Genomic DNA, 17,951 nt, shown 5'->3' with positions numbered 1-17,951 from the left:
ATCGGCGCTAATCCGCGCATCGTGATCACGTCCAGATGAGATCAGGCATCCGCCCGCGCCGACTCCCACGCCAGAATCGCGCGCTTGACCGGCAAACCCCAGTGATAGCCCCCCAGCCCGCCGGATTTGCGCAGGGCGCGATGGCATGGGATGAGAAAGCTGACCGGGTTGCGTCCCACCGCCGTTCCGACCGCCCGCACCGCCCGCGGATGACCGACCGCTCCGGCAATTTCGGAATAGGTTGTCACCTGCCCCGACGGGATCGTCAGCAGCGCCTCCCAGACCTTGATCTGGAACGGTGCCCCCATCATGTGCAGCGCCGTGTCGCCCCTTTGGGCAAATGCGGCGTCGACCCAGGGACCAATGGCCTCCGGATTCTCGACATAGCGGGCTTCGGGCCAGCGGCGGGTGAGATCCGCCATTGCCTCTTCGGGACTCGATTCGGAAAGGAAGCCCAATCCGCACAAACCCTTGTCGGTGCCCATTGCCAGCGCCGCGCCAAAGGGAGTTTCGAACCAGCCATAGCGGATCTCCAGCCCCGCGCCCTTCCGGGCAAAGTCGCCGGGGCTCATCGCCTCCCAGCGCACAAACAGGTCGTGCAACCGTCCGGTGCCGGAAAGCCCGACCGATCCGGCGGTTTCGATCATCGTGAATCGCTCCGCCAGCAGCGCCTTGGCATGGCCCAGCGTCAGATATTGCTGGTACCGCTTGGGCGACACCCCGACCCAGCGCGAAAACAGCCGCTGGAAATGCGCCGGGCTCATGCCCATCCCTGCCGCCAACTGTTCCAGCGTCTGCCCGGGCTCACCTGCGTCAATCGCCGCAATCGCGCGCCGCATGACGTTGTAGTGGTATCCGGTGTCCGGTGCAGCCATGGTTTGGACATGGGTCATGTCAGAACGCTCCTCTCGCGTCGACCCGGGAACCCGTTGCCCCAGGCCTGCGCCGCCTGTCGCAACCATACCCTGCCGCCTGCCGGTGACGCGACCCGAATATTGCGCATCCCGGCGGAGCCGGGCATAGAGACGCACATGGTACAACAGCTTGATTATCATACGATCCGAGAGATCTTTGACCGCTTCCGCGCCGCCGAACCGGAACCCAGGGGCGAGCTGCACCACGTGAACGCCTTTACGCTTGTCGTCGCGGTCGCATTGTCAGCCCAGGCAACGGACGCAGGCGTCAACCGCGCAACGGCAAAACTGTTCGAGATCGCGGACACGCCCGCCAAGATGCTGGCCCTGGGACTGGAAAGTGTGACCGAGCACATAAAGTCCATCGGGCTGTACCGGAACAAGGCCAGGAACGTCCTCAAGCTCAGCCAGATCCTGGTTGACGACTATGGCGGCGAGGTGCCGAACTCGCGCGCCGCGCTGCAGTCGCTGCCCGGCGTCGGACGCAAGACGGCGAACGTCGTGCTGAACATGTGGTGGCACTATCCTGCACAGGCGGTCGACACCCACATCTTCCGCGTCGGCAACCGCACCGGGATCTGCCCGGGCAAAGACGTCATGGCCGTCGAGCGCGCCATCGAAGACAACGTCCCGGTCGATTATCAACATCATGCACATCACTGGATGATCCTGCACGGCCGGTATATCTGTGTCGCGCGCAAACCAAAATGCGGTGCCTGTCTGCTCCGCGATCTCTGCTTATTCGAGGAAAAGACCTTATGAAAACCTATCAGGTTGTCGGCATCGGCAACGCCATTGTGGATGTCCTTACCCGGGCCGATGACAATTTTCTGGAACTCATGGGTATCACCAAGGGCATCATGCAACTGGTCGAACGCGACCGTGCCGAAGTGTTGTACGGCGCCATGGAAAGCCGGGTCCAGGCCCCCGGCGGATCAGTCGCCAACACACTGGCCGGACTGGGAAACCTTGGATTGCGCACCGGGTTCATCGGTCGGGTGCACGACGATTCCCTGGGCCGGTTCTATGCCGCCGAGATGGAGAAAATCGGCACGACCTTTGCCAATCCGCCGGTTGCCGGAGGCGAACTGCCCACCTCGCGTTCGATGATTTTCGTCGCGCCCGACGGTGAACGCTCGATGAACACCTATCTCGGGATTTCTGCCGAGCTCGGCCCCGACGATCTGCCCGCCGGAGTCGCCGATCAGGCCGAAATCGTCTTTCTCGAAGGCTATCTGTTCGACAAGGACAAGGGCAAGGCAGCCTTCATCGCCACCGCCCGGGCCTGCCGGGCCGCAGGGGGCATCGCCGGAATCGCGATCTCGGATCCGTTCTGCGTCGAACGTCACCGCGCCGACTTCCTGACCCTGATCGAGAACGAACTCGACTTCGTCATCGGCAACGAGGCCGAAATTCGCGCACTTTACCAGTATGATGACCTCGAGGCCGATCTTGCCGCCGTGGCTGCAATCTGTCCGCTGGTGGTCTGCACCCGGTCGGGCGATGGCGTCACCATCATACGCGACGGCCTGCGTACCGACGTGCCGGTGACCACGGTTGTCCCGGTTGACGCCACCGGTGCGGGCGACCAGTTCGCCGCCGGCTTCCTCTACGGTCTCGCCACCGGACAGGACATGGAAACCGCCGGGCGCATGGGCTGTGTCGCGGCCGCCGAAGTGATCAGCCACATGGGACCGCGCCCCGAAACCTCGCTGCCCGCGCTGTTCCGCGAGGCCGGGCTGAACCTCGCCTGATCATACGGCGGGTCGGACAGCCGGTTCCGGGAGGTCCGCCCGGTCCGTCCCTGCCACCAGGCCCGGAGCGTGTGACCACGTTCCGGGCTTTTTCAACTCGGTGCTCCGGCACCGTTTCAAGCTAAAAGTCTCGCGTCCCGCCACCGTCAACACAGCAGTGTCGGTCCCCGTCTCGCCGCACCACGCCCTGTGGCCAAGGCAGGCAGGGTCGCCATCACCGGAGGTAGGAGTCGGCATCATTCAGCGCCCGCAAGACTGCCGCAATCGCCTGTGCACATTGCCGCGGCATCGCCGCCCGCACAGACGCCAAGGCGCCATCGCCTGCGCGAACCCCGTTATGAAACCGATTGCCAGAGCGCCCCGGGCTTCGGCATTGAGAAGCACCGCCGGGGGTCGGTCCGGGCGCAGCCGCGCCAGCACTGCAACGCCACGAACTGCCCCCTGTTTCTTCTCTTTCCAAATACTCAGATGCAGTCGCGCCGCCAAAGCGGTGGCCGGGGTCAGTGCGCCTCGGCCCAGTTGCGGCCCTGACCCGCATCCACGATCAGAGGGACGTCCAGATGCACCACCGGGTCCGCCGCGCCTTCCATCACCTCTTTGGCGATGGCGATCAGCGCCTCGACACATCCGTCTTCGACCTCGAACAGAAGTTCGTCGTGCACCTGCAACAGCATCACCGCGCGCCCCTCGAGGCCGGCGATCGCATGCGGCATCCGGATCATTGCCCGGCGGATGATATCCGCGGCCGTGCCTTGAATCGGGGCATTGATCGCCGCACGTTTGGCAAACCCGGCGTGCGGCCCCTTGGCATTGATCTCGGGGGTATGGATCACCCGACCAAACAATGTCTCGACCCGGTCATGCTTTTTCGCAAAGGCGATGGTGGACTCCATATAGTCGCGAATCCCGGGAAACCGCTCGAAGTAACGATCAATGAAGCCCTGCGCCTCGGCGCGGGGGATCCGCAGATTGCGCGCCAGACCGAATCCAGAGATGCCGTAGATCACGCCGAAGTTGATCGCCTTGGCCTGACGGCGCACCTCCGGGGTCATTTCCGCCATCGGCACGTTGAACATCTCCGAAGCGGTCATCGCATGGATGTCCTGCCCGTCCCGAAACGCCTGTTTCAGCGCGTCGATCCCTGCCACATGCGCCAGAATCCGCAACTCGATCTGGCTGTAATCCAGCGACACCAGAACCTTGCCCGGCTCCGCCACAAAAGCCTCGCGGATCCGCCGGCCCTCCTCGCTGCGCACGGGAATGTTCTGCAGGTTGGGATCCGTCGACGCCAGCCGCCCGGTGTTCGCCCCGGCAATGGAATAAGAGGTGTGCACCCGCCCGGTATCCGGGTTGATATGTTCCTGCAGGGCATCGGTGTAGGTCGACTTCAGCTTGCTCAACTGCCGCCAGTCCAGCACCCGGCGCGCCAGATCATGCTCGGTCGCCAGATCCTCGAGCACGTCGGCCCCGGTCGAATACTTGCCGCTCTTGCCCTTCTTGCCGCCCTCGAGCGCCATCTTGTCGAACAGGATCTCTCCCAGCTGCGCCGGGCTGCCGACGTTGAATTTCTCGCCCGCCAGCTCGTGGATCTCGGATTCAAGCCCCGCCATCTTCTGGGCAAAGGCGCTCGACATCCGGCTGAGTGTCTGACGGTCGACCTTGATTCCGGCCATCTCCATCTGTGCCAGCACCGCCACCAGCGGCCGCTCCATGCTCTCGTAGACCCGCGTGACACGGGCCTGGTGCAGCTCCGGCTTGAACAGCTGCCAAAGGCGCAGCGTTACGTCCGCGTCCTCGGCGGCATATGTCACCGCCGTCTCGACCGGCACCCGGTCAAATGTGATCTGGTTCTTGCCCGTGCCGATCAACGTCTTGATCGGAATCGGCGTGTGGTTCAGATAGCGCTCGGCCAGGGTGTCCATTCCATGCGTATGCTCGCCCGCGTGCATGGCATAGGACATCAGCATGGTGTCGTCGATCGGGGCAATCGTGATGCCATGGCGCGCCAGGATCTTGGCATCGTATTTCATGTTCTGCCCGATCTTGAGAATGCTCGGATCCTCCAGCATCGGCTTCAGCGCCGCCAGTGCCGCCTCCAGCGGAATCTGGCCCGGGACCAGCGCATCATCCGCCTTTTCGGCAAACAGATCCCCTGTCCCGCTGCCCGCCGCCGCCCCGCCCCGGTGGCCCAGAGGGATATAACAGGCCTCCCCCGCCTCGACACAGAGCGACACGCCGACCAGGTCGGCGATCATCTCGTTCAGACCCGTCGTCTCGGTGTCCACCGCCACCCAGCCGCGCGCATAGGCCTTGGCGACCCATGCCTCCAGCGCCGCCATGTCGCTGACGCAGACGTAATTTGCGGTATCAATCGCTGGTGCCTCGGGCGCATTCTCCGGGGTCGCCGCGACCGCGGCTTCGGGGATGGCAGGCGCCGCGACGTTCAGGGCTTCCGAGATGCGCTTTGTCAGCGTGCGGAACTCCATTTCGGCCAGAAAGCCCAGCAACACCTCCGGCTCGGGCTCCCGCACCTCCAGATCGTCCAGACCAAAGTCCAGCGGCGTGTCGCAGTCCAGTTGCACCAGCCGTTTGGAAAGCTCGATCTGCGCCCGGTGTTCGACCAGCGTCTCACGCCGCTTGGGCTGCTTGATCTCGCCCGCCCGGTCCAGCAACGCTTCGAGCGAACCATATTCGTTGATCAGCAGCGCCGCTGTCTTGATGCCGATTCCCGGTGCGCCCGGCACGTTGTCCACCGAATCCCCGGCCAGCGCCTGCACGTCGACCACCCGCTCGGGAAAGACCCCGAACTTCTCGAACACGCCGTCGCGGTCGATGCGCTTGTTCTTCATCGCGTCCAGCATCTCGACGCCGTCACCGACCAGTTGCATCAGATCCTTGTCCGACGAAATGATCGTCACCTGGCCGCCCGCCGCGCGCGCCTGACAGGACAGGGTGGCGATGATGTCGTCGGCCTCGTAGCCCTCAAGCTCCTTGCAGGCGATGTTGAACGCCTCGGTCGCCCGCCGGGTCAGCGGGATCTGCGGTCGCAGATCCTCGGGCATCGCCTCGCGGTTGGCCTTGTAGAGGTCGTACATGTCATTGCGAAAGGTGTGGCTGCCTTTGTCAAAGATCACCGCCAGATGGGTGACATCCCCGCCGGCGTTGCCCTCGACATAGCGCTGCAGCATGTTGCAGAATCCCGCCACCGCGCCGATCGGAAGACCGTCGGATTTGCGCGTCAGCGGCGGCAGTGCATGGTAGGCACGAAAGATGAAGGCCGAGCCGTCGATCAGATGCAGATGATGGCCTTTTCCGAACGCCATGACGCGCCTCCGTTGTCACTTCGACCACAGGGTGCCACGGCCCGGAACCCACCGCCACCCCATGTTCTTCTCTTTCCAAATACTCAAACGACACGGCGCACCAACAGGTGCTCCGCCCGGTCCTCCTGGCGCCGTTCAGGCCATCACCCCCGGCAGCGGGTCGTCTCAGACCTTGCCTTCAAAGTCCCGGTGAACGTATTTCGCGTCACAGTAGCCGCATTCGACAAATCCCCTGTCCACCGGGATCTGCAGCCAGACGCGCGGATGGCCCAGCGCCCCTTCGCTGCCGTCGCAGGCGATGCGGTATTTGTCCACGACCTTGGTTTCCGGCGCTTGCGTCGTCATCGGGCACATTCCCTTCGGGCTGTCTTTGCACTACCTGCGTTATGGGCGAAGGACGAAACAGGAGCAAGCCAGAGCATGACCACGGATGCGATCAAGATCACCGGCCTGCGCAAGACTTACGGCGTCAGCGGCAGGCAGCCGCCGAAAGTGGCCCTGAACGGCATCGACCTCACGGTGCCCGCAGGCGCGGTCTTTGGCCTGCTCGGGCCGAACGGCGCGGGCAAGTCCACCCTCATCAACATCCTCGCCGGACTGGTGAACAAGACCGCCGGCAAGGTCACGATCTGGGGCTTTGACCAGGACGTGAACCCGCGGCAGTCCCGCGCCGCCATCGGTGTCATGCCGCAGGAACTCAACCTTGATCCGTTCTTCACGCCGCGCGGGGCGCTGGACGTGCAGGCCGGCCTCTACGGTGTGCCCAGGGCGCAGCGCCGCACCGACGAGATTCTCGCGATGATCGGTCTCTCCGACAAGGCCGAGGCCTATGCCCGCACCCTCTCGGGGGGCATGCGCCGCCGCCTGCTGCTGGGCAAGGCGCTGGTGCACCATCCGCATATCCTGGTGCTGGACGAACCCACGGCGGGCGTCGACATCGAGCTGCGCCAGATGCTCTGGCACAACGTCCGCCGCCTGAACCGTGACCGTGGCATGACGATCATCCTCACCACCCACTATCTGGAAGAGGCCGAAGAGATGTGTGACGAAATCGCCATCCTCTCGCAGGGCGCGGTGATCGCCCGCGACAGCACCGCCAACCTGCTTGGTCAGATCGACACCCGGACGATGGTCATCACCCCCGAATCCCCGCCGACGACCCTGCCTGCGGCCACGGGCATCGAGGTGGCAAACCGATCCGACGGCAGCCTCGCTTTCACCTATCACGCCCGACGGACCAACGGCGAAGAGGTGCTGGAACTGGTGCGCAGGTCCGGCATCCGCATTCGGGACGTGCGGACCGAACAGGCCGACCTGCAGGACGTTTTCCTGAACCTGACCCGCGCCGGAGCCGCCTGAGGCCTGCCCTGCCGCCGTCCCGCCGGGTCCGCGCGCCAGGGTGCAGTCTGGCGCCGAGCGCCCCGCCAACGGCGGGGTGCGAGACAACCAGCGCGCGCCGCGGGCGCGCCCCGCAGGATCAGGTTGCCGGACGGCTCACGCCCGTTGCAGCATCCGCCCCAGCGGCCGCCCGGCCAGGATGTGCACATGCAGATGCGGCACCTCCTGCACACCGTTCGCGCCGGCGTTGGCGATCATCCGGAAGCCGTCGCCGGCGACCCCTTCCATCGCGCAGACCCGGCCGATGGCACGGGTATAGTCCAGGATCTCGGCATCCGACGCCATCTGCGCAAAATGGTCGTAGCAGACATATGGCCCCTTGGGGATCACCAGCACATGCACCGGCGCCTGTGGATGCAGATCCCGGAACGCCAGCGAGTGGTCGGTCTCGAGCACGGTTGTGTTGGGGATCTCTCCGCGCAGGATTTTGGCAAAGATGTTCTGGTCGTCATAGGCATAGGCCATCGGGGCATCCTCAGTCTGCAAACAGATAGTCGGTTTCGGCAATCTCGCGCGCCTTCTCGATCGAAATCGTCAGAAAGCCGGAAATATGCTGCGCCGTCACCTCGGTCGAATCGACCTCGCGCATCCGTGCGTGGTTGTCAAATTCCCCATCCCGGATGCGGTCGGATTCGTGCACCATGTCATTGCGGATCGCGGGCAGCAACCGCTCGAGCGTTTCGCGCGGCGTGCGCTCTCCGGCCAGCCCCACCCGCATCGCATGACCCGTCAGGTAGTCGTCGCTGAACTGGCAATCGACCTCGAGCAGCCGGGTGACCGCCCGGTCACGGCAGAAATCCTCGATCAGATCAAGGTTGGCCGGGTCCAGGCAGATGATCAGCCGGTCGGTGTCGTAGTAGTCATACAGCATCCGCATCAGCGCGCGGCGGTGACGGTGCCGCTTGCTCAGGGTCGACTGCACCCCCCCCAGATCCGGCAGTTCCGTGTCCTGTTCATTGAACAGGTATTCGATCGCCGGAACATTTGTCACCTGCCGGATCCGCTCCAGCAGCCGCTTGGCCACATGCCATTTCTTGCAGACCACGATCAGCAATTCCCGCTCGCGCCCCAGCGAGCTCTCGGTTTCCCAGAACCGGGTGGCAAACCGCCTGCCGATCCGTCCCTTTCCTGTCAGGAACTTGAACAGCGACCGGCCCTCGTTGGAGATCTGGAACCGCTGTCCCTCGGCGGAATACAGCACCCCCAACCGCCGCTTCAGCTCCTTTGCCGCCGGGCTGATCTTGCGCGCGAACAGAAAATCCTGCGCCAGCAAAAGATCGTAGTGGTCGTTGTAGAACGACACCGGCATGCCGTAATCGGTGAACATCAGAAAGGTCAGGGTGCGGCTGTCGATTTCGTTCCCCGGCACCAGATGACGCACCAGCGTCTGAAAAAAGGTCTCGTCCGGGATCCAGGTGGCGCGGAAGAAGCGCGTCACATCGGGTCGGCGCGCGATGAAATCGAGAATCCATTCGACTGTGCGCCGCCGCAGGCACCACCATTGGCTGCCGATCATGATCTCGAGATCCTGCGGAATCGCCCGGGTCAGGCCCAGTTTGCGTTGCAGATGGAACATCCCGTAGAACAGACGCTTCTGGGTGCGCTCGTTGAACCAGTGGCGGTAGATCAGCCGCTCTTCCTTCCAGCCGGTCTTGATCCAGTCGCCGGCGAAATAGTCAACGCTTTCGATGTAGTCGGCTTCGCGCCGGTCCAGAAACTCATGCGCATATTCCGCCGACTTGATCGCCATGCAGTCCCCGGACAGCATGTAGAAATGCGTCGCGCGCGGAAAGGCATCCACCGCGGCCCGGATCGCGTGCAGCGATGCCTGCACCAGCGACCACTCCCCCCAGCCGCACCGGATGCGCCGCTTGGCAAAGGCAACGTTGGGGTTGCCCTTCAGGGCCTTGCGGATCTTGTCGAAATGGGCGGCGGGCGCCCGGGCATCGAAATGGATTGCGATGTAGTCGCCAACCGCCGTCAGGCTCTGCGCCTGCTTGACGATGGCGTCAGGATCCCTGTGGCACAGCAGGATAAAGGCAATTTTTGCCATTTCTCGAACAATCTGCCCTATTCATGCCAAACTGAATATGTTGATAAAGGTGAACGGGCGTTGAATAAACCGGGTTTCTTTGCTTTTTTGTGTGATGAACAGACCGGAACGCGAAACCGGCGAACGGGCGGAGGCGGCAGGAATGGGTTTTCCCGGAACGTGGATGACCGAAAGCGAAAGCATGGTGTATCGGGTGGTGCCAAAATGCGCCTGCTCGACCATTGGTCAGATCATGTTCTACTCGGACCATGGCAGGTTCTTTGACGGCGACATCCACGATGCCGAAAAAGGTCTGCACAAATGGGCCCGCGAAGACAGCCAGAAGCTGATCAATGCCAATGTAAAGACGCACAACTCCTATGCCTTCACCTGCGTGCGCAATCCCTACACCCGCGTGTTGTCGTCATTTTTCGACAAGATCTGCGGCATTCAGCGCAACGGAAAACGGTATCGCGGCAACCTCGTGCCGCTGCTGATCCAGAAATACGGCATCGAGGTCGGTGGCGAGGACGGCACCGAAGAGTTCGATCAGGTGAAATCCTTCCGGCGCTTCCTGCTGTTCGTGCGCGACACCATCCGCTGGCGGCGTCCGATGGAGCCGGACATCCACTGGTCGGCGATGGCCGGCCATGTCAGCACCTTCATCGTGAACGGCGGCAAATATGATCGGATCTTCTGGACCGAAGCCTTCAATGAAGGAATGCAGGGCGTGCTGGACGCCATCGACACGCCGCACAAGATCGACCTTGCCGACATTCCCCGCTTCAACGAATCCGAGGGTCACGGCCCAAAACGCCTGCACCCTGTCGAGGACTACTTTGACGACATGGCGATGCACCTGATCTACGAGATCTTCAAACGCGATTTTGAGCTGTTCAGGTACGATTTTGCCAATCCGGGCAACAAGATGCCGATCGGCGAAATCGACCTCGATGAGGTACATGCCAAGCTCGGGGACTGAATCCGCCCGCTGCACGCAGCCCATCACCGCCAGATCACCGACGACAATCCCGCCCTCGCCGGACGGCACAGGTCCTGAGGCAAGGCAGGCCGGACCCGGCGGGATCTTTCAGGTGCCGATGCTCATGCCGCGACCTTCCGGGCCGCGTCCAGCGCGAGGTTCCCCGCTCGGAACACTCAGTCGGGCAGCTCCGCCGAGGGGATCATCGGGAAGAACACACCACCCGACCAAAGACCGAACCATTGCGTGCCGTCGACCTCGTGGTGCGCTCCGATCTCGACCAGCCGGTAGAAGCTCTTGCGGTCGATCAACGCGTCCAGCCCGGCGCGGATCATCACATAGGGCGACGGTTCGCCGGTTTCCGGGTCCCGCACCACCCGGATCGGGTGTTCCTTGCCCGCATCAGCGGTGTCTCCGACATTTGTCTGAAAACTGAGCACCTGCCCTGTTCCCGCGTCGGCAACCGTGAAATCAACGGCCACAAACGGTGCGTCCTCAACCGTGATGCCAACCTTCTCGACCGGGGTCACGAGGTAGTATTTGCCGTCCTCAAGCTTGAGGATCGTTGAAAACAATCGCACAAGCGCCGGTCGACCGATCGGAGTTCCTTGATAGAACCAGGTCCCGTCGCGCGCGATGCGCATGTCCAGATCGCCGCAGAACGGCGGATTCCACTTGTGCACCGGTGGCAGGCCGCGTCCTTTGGCGGCACGGATCGATGCGGCGATGCCCTCAGCCGAGGGTGTCACGATATTTTGTGTGCTCATTGCTTTTGCCATTTCCCAGTCGCGCGATACACTCATACCAGCAAGTTAGCATGTCAGGGAGCATTGTCATGACCGAGGCCGAAGATCTGGTCGCCGAAATCGAGGCGCTGGAAGTGAAACTGGCCGAGGCCAAGCAGGCGATTACCAAGCGGTTCATCGGTCAGGAACGGGTCGTGGACCTGACCCTTTCGGCCATGCTCTGTGGTGGTCACGCCATCCTGATCGGTCTGCCGGGCCTGGGCAAGACCCGCCTGGTCGAAACCCTGAGCACCGTGATGGGGCTGCACGGCAACCGGGTGCAGTTCACGCCCGACCTCATGCCGGCCGATATCCTCGGCTCGGAAGTGCTGGAAACCGGCATGGACGGCAGCCGCGCGTTCAAGTTCATTCCCGGCCCGATCTTCTGCCAGCTGCTGATGGCGGACGAGATCAACCGCGCCAGCCCCCGCACCCAGTCGGCGCTGTTGCAGGCAATGCAGGAAAAGGTGGTGACGGTCGCTGGCGAAAACCGTGCGCTGGATGCACCTTTTCACGTGCTGGCAACCCAGAACCCGATCGAACAGGAAGGCACATATCCCCTGCCCGAAGCCCAGCTTGACCGGTTTCTGGTGCAGATCGACGTCGCCTATCCCGACCGCAAGACCGAGCGCGACATCCTTCTGGCCACCACCGGCCTGACCGAGGAAGAGGCGCACCAGGTGTTTGATCCCGCCTCGCTGGTGGCTGCGCAGCGCCTGCTGCGCCGGATGCCCGTAGGGGATGCGGTGGTCGAAATGATCCTTGATCTGGTCCGCGCCTTCCGCCCCTCGGACCCGTCCTCGGGCGAGCGTGTGCGCGACACCGTGTCCTGGGGTCCGGGGCCGCGTGCAGCGCAGGCGCTGATGATGACCGTGCGGGCCCGGGCATTGCTGCAGGGCCGTCTGGCCCCGGCACCCGAGGATGTTCTGAACATGGCGCGCCCGGTGTTGACGCACCGCATGGCGCTCACCTTCTCGGCGCGCGCCCGGGGCGAAGACCTTGGCGCCCTGATTGACGATGTGGCCGCAGGCATGATGCGGTCAGAGGCGGCAGCGTGATCCCAGCCCTCGCCCTGAGGCAAACCTCGGAAGAAGAAGCCGCCCGGCTGCCCGCCCTTCTGGCGCGGGCGGAAAAGCTGGCCGGCACAGTGCTTCTCGGGGAACACGGGCGGCGGCGGGCCGGACTGGGCGACGATTTCTGGCAGTACCGCCCGTTGCAGCAAGGCGACAGCCTGCGCAGTATCGACTGGCGCCGGTCCGGGCGCAGTGACGGTCAGTATGTGCGCGAACGCGAATGGCAGATTGCCCAGAGCGTGATTGTCTGGCTCGACCAGGGCGCGTCGATGCGCTTTGCCAGCCAGAAGAACCTCCCGACCAAGCTGGACCACGCCCGCCTGCTGACCCTCGCCGCGTCGATCCTGCTGGTGCGGGGCGGCGAACGGGTCGGTCTGACCGGCTGGACCCTCCCGCCCCGGCGTGGCCGGGAACAGATACTGCGTCTGGCCGAGGCGTTTACCACCGACGCTCCCGAAGATTACGCCGAACCCGAGGCGCGCGGCATGCTGCCCCACGCCCGCGCCCTGTTCGTATCGGACTTTCTCGCCGATCCGGGCCCGATCGAGGCGGCGCTGACCAAGGCGGCAGATCGTGGTGTGCGCGGCGTGCTGTTGCAGGTGCTCGACCCGTCCGAAGAGGCGTTTCCGTTTCAGGGCCGCACCATTTTCGAAAGCATCGGCAAGTCGCTGGCGCATGAGACGCTCAAGGCCGCCGATCTGCGCAGTCGCTACCTCGACCGGCTGGCTGCACGCAAGGCGCGGCTGGAACACCTGTGCCGGGTCACCGGCTGGCAGTACAGCTGCCATCACACCAACACATCAGCGCAATCGGCCCTGCTTTGGGTGTACCGCGCGATGGATGGAGGTCACGGATGACCGTTTTCGGCGCGCTTGGCTTTTCGGCGCCCTGGCTGCTGCTTGGTTTGCTGGCGCTACCGATCCTTTGGCTGATCCTGCGCGCCGTCCCGCCTGCGCCGATCCGGCGGCGGTTTCCCGGCGTGGTGCTGCTGCTGGGTCTCAAGGATGACGAACAGGTCAGCGACCGTACGCCGTGGTGGCTGCTGCTGTTGCGGATGCTCGCTGTCGCCGCGGTGATCCTTGGCCTTGCCGGGCCGGTGCTGAACCCGGAACCCGAGGCCGACGCCGCAGGCACGTCCCCCCTGCTGGTGCTGATGGATGCAAGCTGGGCCAGCGCCGCCGACTGGCGCGCCCGGCAGGACGCGATCGAGGCGCTGCTGACCCGCGCCGGTCGCGACGATCGTCCGGTGGCGCTGGTCCGGCTGAGCGCGCCCGAAGCGCCGCAGTTCCAGGCCGCCGATGTCTGGCGCAGCCGCCTGGCCGGCGTGTTGCCCGAGCCTTGGGAGCCGCTGGCAGAACAGGTCACCCGCCTGATGTCGCTGCTGCCTGACAGCGATTTTGACACCTACTGGCTGTCCGACGGACTCGCGCGCGACAGTCGCGGCGAACTGCTGGCGACGCTGGAACAACGGGGGCGCGTCACGGTCTTTGAAAGCCCGCGCAGCCTCTACGCCATCGAACCGGCGCGGTTCAGCGACGGCAATGTCGCCCTGCACCTGCGCCGTCTGCATCCCGGACCGGAAGCCGACATATCCGTGGTCGCGCAGGGACTGGATCCGGCGGGAAATCCCGCCACCCTAGCACGTGCCTCGGTAACCTTCGCGACAGAGGCGGTGACGGCAGAAACCGAACTTTCGCTGCCTGCGGAATTGCGGGCCCGCGTTACCCGTTTCGAGGTCGAAGGTCAGCGCAGCGCCGGTGCCGTGACCCTGCCCGACGATTCCCTGCGCCGCCGTGAAGTCGCGCTGATCGCCGGGAACGAGAACCGCGAAGGTCTGGAACTGCTCTCGCCGCTGCACTACCTCACCCGTGCTCTGGAGCCCAACGCCGACCTGCTGGACGGCGCACTGCTCGACATCCTGCCGGCCAATCCGGACGTCATCATTCTGGCCGATGTCGCCACCCTCAGCGCGGCCGAACAACAGGCGACGCTGGACTGGCTTGATAGCGGCGGCATGCTGCTGCGTTTCGCCGGTCCACGTCTGGCCGCCAGCGATGTCAGCCGCGACAGCGAGGACGCCCTGATGCCTGTCCGCCTGCGGGCCGGTGGCCGTACCGTCGGCGGCGCGATGAGCTGGGGCGAGCCGAAATCCCTGGCGGCCTTCACGCCCGAAAGCCCGTTTGCGGGGCTCGACGTGCCCGAGGACGTCAAGATCACGGCACAGGTCATGGCACAGCCGGATCCGAATCTGGCGGATCGGGTCATTGCACAACTGGACGACGGAACGCCGCTGGTCACCCGCAAGCGGGTCGGTCAGGGGCAGATCGTTCTGTTTCACGTGACCGCCAATGCCGAATGGTCGTCGCTGCCACTGTCCGGGCTGTTTGTGCAGATGCTCGAACGCCTTGCCGTCTCCTCGACCCCGACACAGCCCGAAGCCACCGATCTCGAAGGCACAATCTGGCAGCCTGCCGTGGTGCTTGACGCCTTTGGCACCCCGCGCGATGCCGACACCCTGCCCGGGGTCGACGGTCCGGCGCTGATCACGGCGCCGCTGGGCCCCGATCTGCGGCCCGGGCTTTACCAGGGCGAAGACCGCAGTCTCGCCCGCAACGTGGTGACACCGGACACGGTGCTGATGGCTGCAAGCTGGCCCGCCCGCATCGCGGTCGAGGGTCTGAGCCGCCCGCAGGAAACACCGCTGGCAGGTTGGCTTCTGGCGCTGGCGGTCACGCTGCTGCTGGCGGATGTCATCGCCTCCCTGGCTCTTTCGGGCCGCCTGCGGGGGGCGCGTGCCGCCGCAGCGATTGTCGCTGCAGTGATGCTGGTGCCGATGGCTCCGGATCAGGCACGGGCGCAGGACGATGCCTTTGCCCTTGCCGCCACCGCCGAAGTCAGCCTGGCCCATGTGCTGACCGGGGATGCGCAGCTTGACGATCTGGCGCTGGCCGGGCTGCGGGGGCTGACGGAGACCCTGTATTTCCGCACGTCGGTCGAGCCGTCGGAACCCATGGGTGTCGATCTCGAACGTGACGAACTGGCGTTCTTCCCCCTGCTGTACTGGCCGGTCACCCCGAGCCAGCCGACGCCCTCGGACGAAGCCTATGCCAAGCTCAACACCTACCTGCGGTCGGGCGGGATGATCCTGTTCGACACCCGCGACGCCGATGTCGCCAGTTTTGGCGCCGCCAGCCCGAACGGTCGCAAGCTGCAGCAACTCGCCGCGCCGCTGGACATCCCGCCGCTGGAACCGATTCCGCCGGACCATGTGCTGACCCGCACCTTTTATTTGCTGCAGGATTTCCCGGGCCGCTACACCGCCCGGGACGTCTGGGTCGAAGCAGCGCCGCCCGATGCCGAGCTGATCGAAGGCATGCCGTTCCGCAACCTCAACGACAATGTGACCCCTGTGGTGATCGGCGGCAACGACTGGGCCGCCGCCTGGGCAATGGACACGCGTGGCAATCCGCTGGTCGCCGTCGGCCGAGGCTTCTCCGGAGAGCGTCAACGCGAGATCGCCTATCGTTTTGGCGTCAATCTGGTCATGCACGTGCTGACCGGAAATTATAAATCCGATCAGGTCCACGTGCCTGCACTGCTCGACAGGTTGGGCCAATGACCGGAACCATCGTCTTTGATCCGCTTCTGCCCTGGGCTGTCATTGCGGTATTCGCCGGTCTGGCCGCCTTGGGCGTCGTGCTGGCACTGTGGCGCGGATTGTCCGGCTGGGCGCTGCGCGCACTGGCTGCTGTTGTCCTGATCGGGGCACTGACCCAGCCCTCCTATCAGATCGAAGACCGCGCACCGCTGTCCGACATCGTGCTGATGCTGGTGGACCAGAGCGCCAGCCAGTCCCTGGCCGAGCGGGCCGGTGTCACCGAAACCGCCGCAACCACGCTGCAGGCCCGGCTCGCCGGACGCCCCAACACCGAAGTTCGCCGCATCAACGTCGGCGATGGTGACGACGATACCGGCACCCTGCTGATGTCGGCGCTGAACGCCGCCCTGGCCGAAGAACCGCGCGCCCGCATCGCCGGCATCCTGCTGCTGTCGGATGGGCGCCTTCACGACCTGGAGCGCGCGCCGGACCTGCCGGCGCCGATGCATCTGCTGATGACCGGCAAGACGACGGACTGGGACCGCCGGCTGATCGTGCGCAACGCTCCGGCCTTTGCCATTCTCGGCGAACCGGTGACCCTGACCCTGATGGTCGAGGATGAGGGGGCGGCCCCGGCGGCCCTCTCGACGACGCTGGAAATATCCGTCGACGGTGGCGAACCGCAGGTCTTCACCATGCCGATCGGCGAGGCGTTCGATCTGCCCGTGCCGTTGCCCCACGGTGGGCGCAACGTGATCCAGTTCACCGTGCCCGAAGCAGAGGGCGAGCTGACGGATCGCAACAACACCGCCCTGGTGCAGATCAACGGCGTGCGCGACCGGTTGCGCGTGCTGCTGGTGTCGGGCGAGCCGCATGCAGGCGGGCGCACCTGGCGCAACCTGCTGAAGTCCGATTCCTCGGTCGATCTGGTGCATTTCACCATCCTGCGCCCACCGGAAAAGCAGGACGGCGTGCCGGTCACCGAACTGTCTCTGATCGCCTTTCCGACCCGCGAACTGTTTCTGGAAAAGATCGAGGATTTCGACCTGATCATCTTTGACCGTTACAAGCGGCGCGGCATCCTGCCGGCAATCTACCTCGACAACGTACGCAATTATGTCGAGCAGGGCGGCGCCCTGCTGATCGCGGCCGGGCCCGATTACGCCAGCGCCGACAGTCTATACCGCTCGCCGCTGTCCACGATTCTGCCTGCCGAACCCACTGCGCGGGTTCTGGACCAGGGCTATCGGCCCGCGATCACCGACCTGGGTCGGCGCCATCCGGTCACCGCCGGTCTGCCGGGTGAGGACACCTGGGGCCGCTGGATGCGACAGATCGAAGTCACACCCGGCTCTGACGCCGAAGTGGTGATGTCCGGGGTCGACGACCGCCCGCTGCTGGTGCTGGACCGGGTCGGCGAAGGCCGCGTGGCGCTGATGGCGTCGGATCAGGCATGGCTGTGGTCGCGCGGTTTCGAAGGCGGCGGCCCCCAGCTCGACCTCCTGCGCCGTCTTGCACACTGGATGATGAAGGAACCCGAGCTGGAAGAAGAGGCGCTGTTCGCCGAAGCCACCGGCCAGACCATGCGCATCGTCCGGCGCACCCTGTCCGAAACGGTTGGCCAGGTCACCGTCACCGCTCCTGACGGCAGCACCGCGACGGTGACGCTGAACGAAGTCAGCCCCGGCCGGTTCGAAGCCCTGTACGAAGGATCCGAGATCGGGTTGTACCGGCTGGCGGAAGGCGAGCAGACCTCGGTCATCGGCCTTGGGCCTGCGGCACCGCGCGAATTCGAACAGACCATCGCGACCGGCGATCTGCTGGACCAGGTGATCGACACGATGCGCGGCGGCACGCCCAGACTGGAAGACGGACTTCCGACGCTGCGCGAGGTCGGTTCGGGCCGCCCCGCCGCCGGACGCGGCTGGATCGGCCTCACCCCGCGCAACGCCTATGAAACCCGGGATGTCACCCAGACACCGATGCTGCCCGCCTGGCTGGTGCTTGTGCTGGCTTCGGTGATGGTCATCGGCGCCTGGCTGCGCGAGGGCCGCAGCTAGCCCCCGCGGCGTGGCGCACCACGCACAGGGAA

14 protein-coding genes are annotated in these 17,951 nt (G+C 64.8%); 8 read left to right on the top strand and 6 right to left on the bottom strand.

Features of this window, described 5'->3' with window-relative positions; all coding sequences use genetic code 11:
- Positions 1–41: 41 nt before the first annotated feature.
- A complete protein-coding gene (locus tag FOY53_RS15465) occupies positions 42–893 on the bottom strand; it encodes a methylated-DNA--[protein]-cysteine S-methyltransferase (protein WP_246107429.1) in 852 nt (283 codons plus the stop codon).
- Positions 894–1,031: 138 nt separating this feature from the next.
- On the opposite strand from FOY53_RS15465, the gene nth reads away from it, so the two are divergent.
- Entirely contained in the window at positions 1,032–1,676 is a 645-nt protein-coding gene (gene nth, locus FOY53_RS15460) for an endonuclease III (RefSeq protein ID WP_146590457.1), read from the top strand.
- The gene (locus FOY53_RS15455) at positions 1,673–2,668 is read left to right on the top strand and encodes an adenosine kinase (RefSeq protein ID WP_146590439.1); all 996 of its coding nucleotides are present in this window, start codon (positions 1,673–1,675) and stop codon (positions 2,666–2,668) included. Before nth ends, FOY53_RS15455 begins: the two co-directional genes overlap by 4 nt.
- Positions 2,669–3,168: 500 nt before the next feature.
- On the opposite strand, the gene polA is transcribed toward FOY53_RS15455, so the two are convergent.
- Both polA and FOY53_RS15445 read right to left on the bottom strand, forming a co-directional pair.
- On the bottom strand, positions 3,169–5,991 hold the full coding sequence (gene polA / locus FOY53_RS15450) for a DNA polymerase I (RefSeq protein ID WP_146590437.1): 2,823 nt from the start codon (positions 5,989–5,991) through the stop codon (positions 3,169–3,171).
- A gap of 165 nt (positions 5,992–6,156) precedes the next feature.
- On the bottom strand, positions 6,157–6,336 hold the full coding sequence (locus FOY53_RS15445) for a zinc-finger domain-containing protein (RefSeq protein ID WP_146590435.1): 180 nt from the start codon (positions 6,334–6,336) through the stop codon (positions 6,157–6,159).
- A gap of 75 nt (positions 6,337–6,411) precedes the next feature.
- On the opposite strand from FOY53_RS15445, the gene FOY53_RS15440 reads away from it, so the two are divergent.
- Positions 6,412–7,350, top strand: coding sequence for an ABC transporter ATP-binding protein (locus FOY53_RS15440; RefSeq protein WP_146590433.1), 939 nt, complete (start codon positions 6,412–6,414; stop codon positions 7,348–7,350).
- Between the two features lie 135 nt (positions 7,351–7,485).
- Here the strand turns inward: FOY53_RS15440 and FOY53_RS15435 are convergent, their stop codons facing one another.
- Together FOY53_RS15435 and FOY53_RS15430 are read right to left on the bottom strand one after the other, a co-directional pair.
- Complete coding sequence (locus tag FOY53_RS15435; RefSeq protein WP_146590431.1) at positions 7,486–7,854, bottom strand: histidine triad nucleotide-binding protein; 369 nt, start codon at positions 7,852–7,854, stop codon at positions 7,486–7,488.
- A gap of 10 nt (positions 7,855–7,864) precedes the next feature.
- The gene (locus tag FOY53_RS15430; protein ID WP_146590429.1) at positions 7,865–9,442 is read right to left on the bottom strand and encodes a DUF5928 domain-containing protein; all 1,578 of its coding nucleotides are present in this window, start codon (positions 9,440–9,442) and stop codon (positions 7,865–7,867) included.
- Positions 9,443–9,584: 142 nt separating this feature from the next.
- Between FOY53_RS15430 and FOY53_RS15425 the strand changes: the two genes are divergently transcribed.
- Positions 9,585–10,403, top strand: a complete 819-nt coding sequence (locus FOY53_RS15425) for a sulfotransferase family protein (RefSeq protein WP_146590533.1) — start codon at positions 9,585–9,587, stop codon at positions 10,401–10,403.
- A gap of 176 nt (positions 10,404–10,579) precedes the next feature.
- On the opposite strand, the gene FOY53_RS15420 is transcribed toward FOY53_RS15425, so the two are convergent.
- Positions 10,580–11,170 carry a DUF1285 domain-containing protein gene (locus FOY53_RS15420; protein WP_146590427.1) on the bottom strand — a complete coding sequence of 197 codons (591 nt, stop codon included), beginning with the start codon at positions 11,168–11,170 and terminating at the stop codon, positions 10,580–10,582.
- A 68-nt stretch (positions 11,171–11,238) separates the two neighbouring features.
- On the opposite strand from FOY53_RS15420, the gene FOY53_RS15415 reads away from it, so the two are divergent.
- From FOY53_RS15415 to FOY53_RS15400, 4 genes are read left to right on the top strand one after another with little or no spacing between them, the layout of a single operon-like run.
- Positions 11,239–12,246 (top strand): AAA family ATPase, encoded by a 1,008-nt coding sequence (locus tag FOY53_RS15415; RefSeq protein WP_146590425.1) that lies wholly within the window; start codon positions 11,239–11,241, stop codon positions 12,244–12,246.
- Positions 12,243–13,118, top strand: a complete 876-nt coding sequence (locus FOY53_RS15410; protein WP_146590423.1) for a DUF58 domain-containing protein — start codon at positions 12,243–12,245, stop codon at positions 13,116–13,118. The genes FOY53_RS15415 and FOY53_RS15410 overlap by 4 nt, the downstream gene beginning before the upstream one ends.
- Positions 13,115–15,880 carry a DUF4159 domain-containing protein gene (locus FOY53_RS15405; RefSeq protein ID WP_146590421.1) on the top strand — a complete coding sequence of 922 codons (2,766 nt, stop codon included), beginning with the start codon at positions 13,115–13,117 and terminating at the stop codon, positions 15,878–15,880. The genes FOY53_RS15410 and FOY53_RS15405 overlap by 4 nt, the downstream gene beginning before the upstream one ends.
- On the top strand, positions 15,877–17,919 hold the full coding sequence (locus FOY53_RS15400) for a glutamine amidotransferase (protein ID WP_146590419.1): 2,043 nt from the start codon (positions 15,877–15,879) through the stop codon (positions 17,917–17,919). The genes FOY53_RS15405 and FOY53_RS15400 overlap by 4 nt, the downstream gene beginning before the upstream one ends.
- The last annotated feature ends 32 nt before the right edge of the window (positions 17,920–17,951 follow it).

This window comes from Puniceibacterium confluentis, assembly GCF_007923445.1.
Taxonomy (GTDB): domain Bacteria; phylum Pseudomonadota; class Alphaproteobacteria; order Rhodobacterales; family Rhodobacteraceae; genus Puniceibacterium; species Puniceibacterium confluentis.
Note: the sequence above shows the minus strand (reverse complement) of the source record. Positions and strands in the feature narration are given on the sequence as shown.

What these genes read in the sequence shown, in the direction of transcription:
- FOY53_RS15425 (WP_146590533.1), top strand. Translation starts at nt 9,585, where the DNA reads ATGGGTTTTCCCGGAACGTGGATGACCGAAAGCGAAAGCATGGTGTAT.
- nth (WP_146590457.1), top strand. Translation starts at nt 1,032, where the DNA reads ATGGTACAACAGCTTGATTATCATACGATCCGAGAGATCTTTGACCGC.
- FOY53_RS15420 (WP_146590427.1), bottom strand. Translation starts at nt 11,170, where the DNA reads ATGAGCACACAAAATATCGTGACACCCTCGGCTGAGGGCATCGCCGCA.
- polA (WP_146590437.1), bottom strand. Translation starts at nt 5,991, where the DNA reads ATGGCGTTCGGAAAAGGCCATCATCTGCATCTGATCGACGGCTCGGCC.
- FOY53_RS15415 (WP_146590425.1), top strand. Translation starts at nt 11,239, where the DNA reads ATGACCGAGGCCGAAGATCTGGTCGCCGAAATCGAGGCGCTGGAAGTG.
- FOY53_RS15400 (WP_146590419.1), top strand. Translation starts at nt 15,877, where the DNA reads ATGACCGGAACCATCGTCTTTGATCCGCTTCTGCCCTGGGCTGTCATT.
- FOY53_RS15435 (WP_146590431.1), bottom strand. Translation starts at nt 7,854, where the DNA reads ATGGCCTATGCCTATGACGACCAGAACATCTTTGCCAAAATCCTGCGC.
- FOY53_RS15430 (WP_146590429.1), bottom strand. Translation starts at nt 9,442, where the DNA reads ATGGCAAAAATTGCCTTTATCCTGCTGTGCCACAGGGATCCTGACGCC.
- FOY53_RS15405 (WP_146590421.1), top strand. Translation starts at nt 13,115, where the DNA reads ATGACCGTTTTCGGCGCGCTTGGCTTTTCGGCGCCCTGGCTGCTGCTT.
- FOY53_RS15440 (WP_146590433.1), top strand. Translation starts at nt 6,412, where the DNA reads ATGACCACGGATGCGATCAAGATCACCGGCCTGCGCAAGACTTACGGC.
- FOY53_RS15445 (WP_146590435.1), bottom strand. Translation starts at nt 6,336, where the DNA reads ATGACGACGCAAGCGCCGGAAACCAAGGTCGTGGACAAATACCGCATC.
- FOY53_RS15455 (WP_146590439.1), top strand. Translation starts at nt 1,673, where the DNA reads ATGAAAACCTATCAGGTTGTCGGCATCGGCAACGCCATTGTGGATGTC.
- FOY53_RS15465 (WP_246107429.1), bottom strand. Translation starts at nt 893, where the DNA reads ATGACCCATGTCCAAACCATGGCTGCACCGGACACCGGATACCACTAC.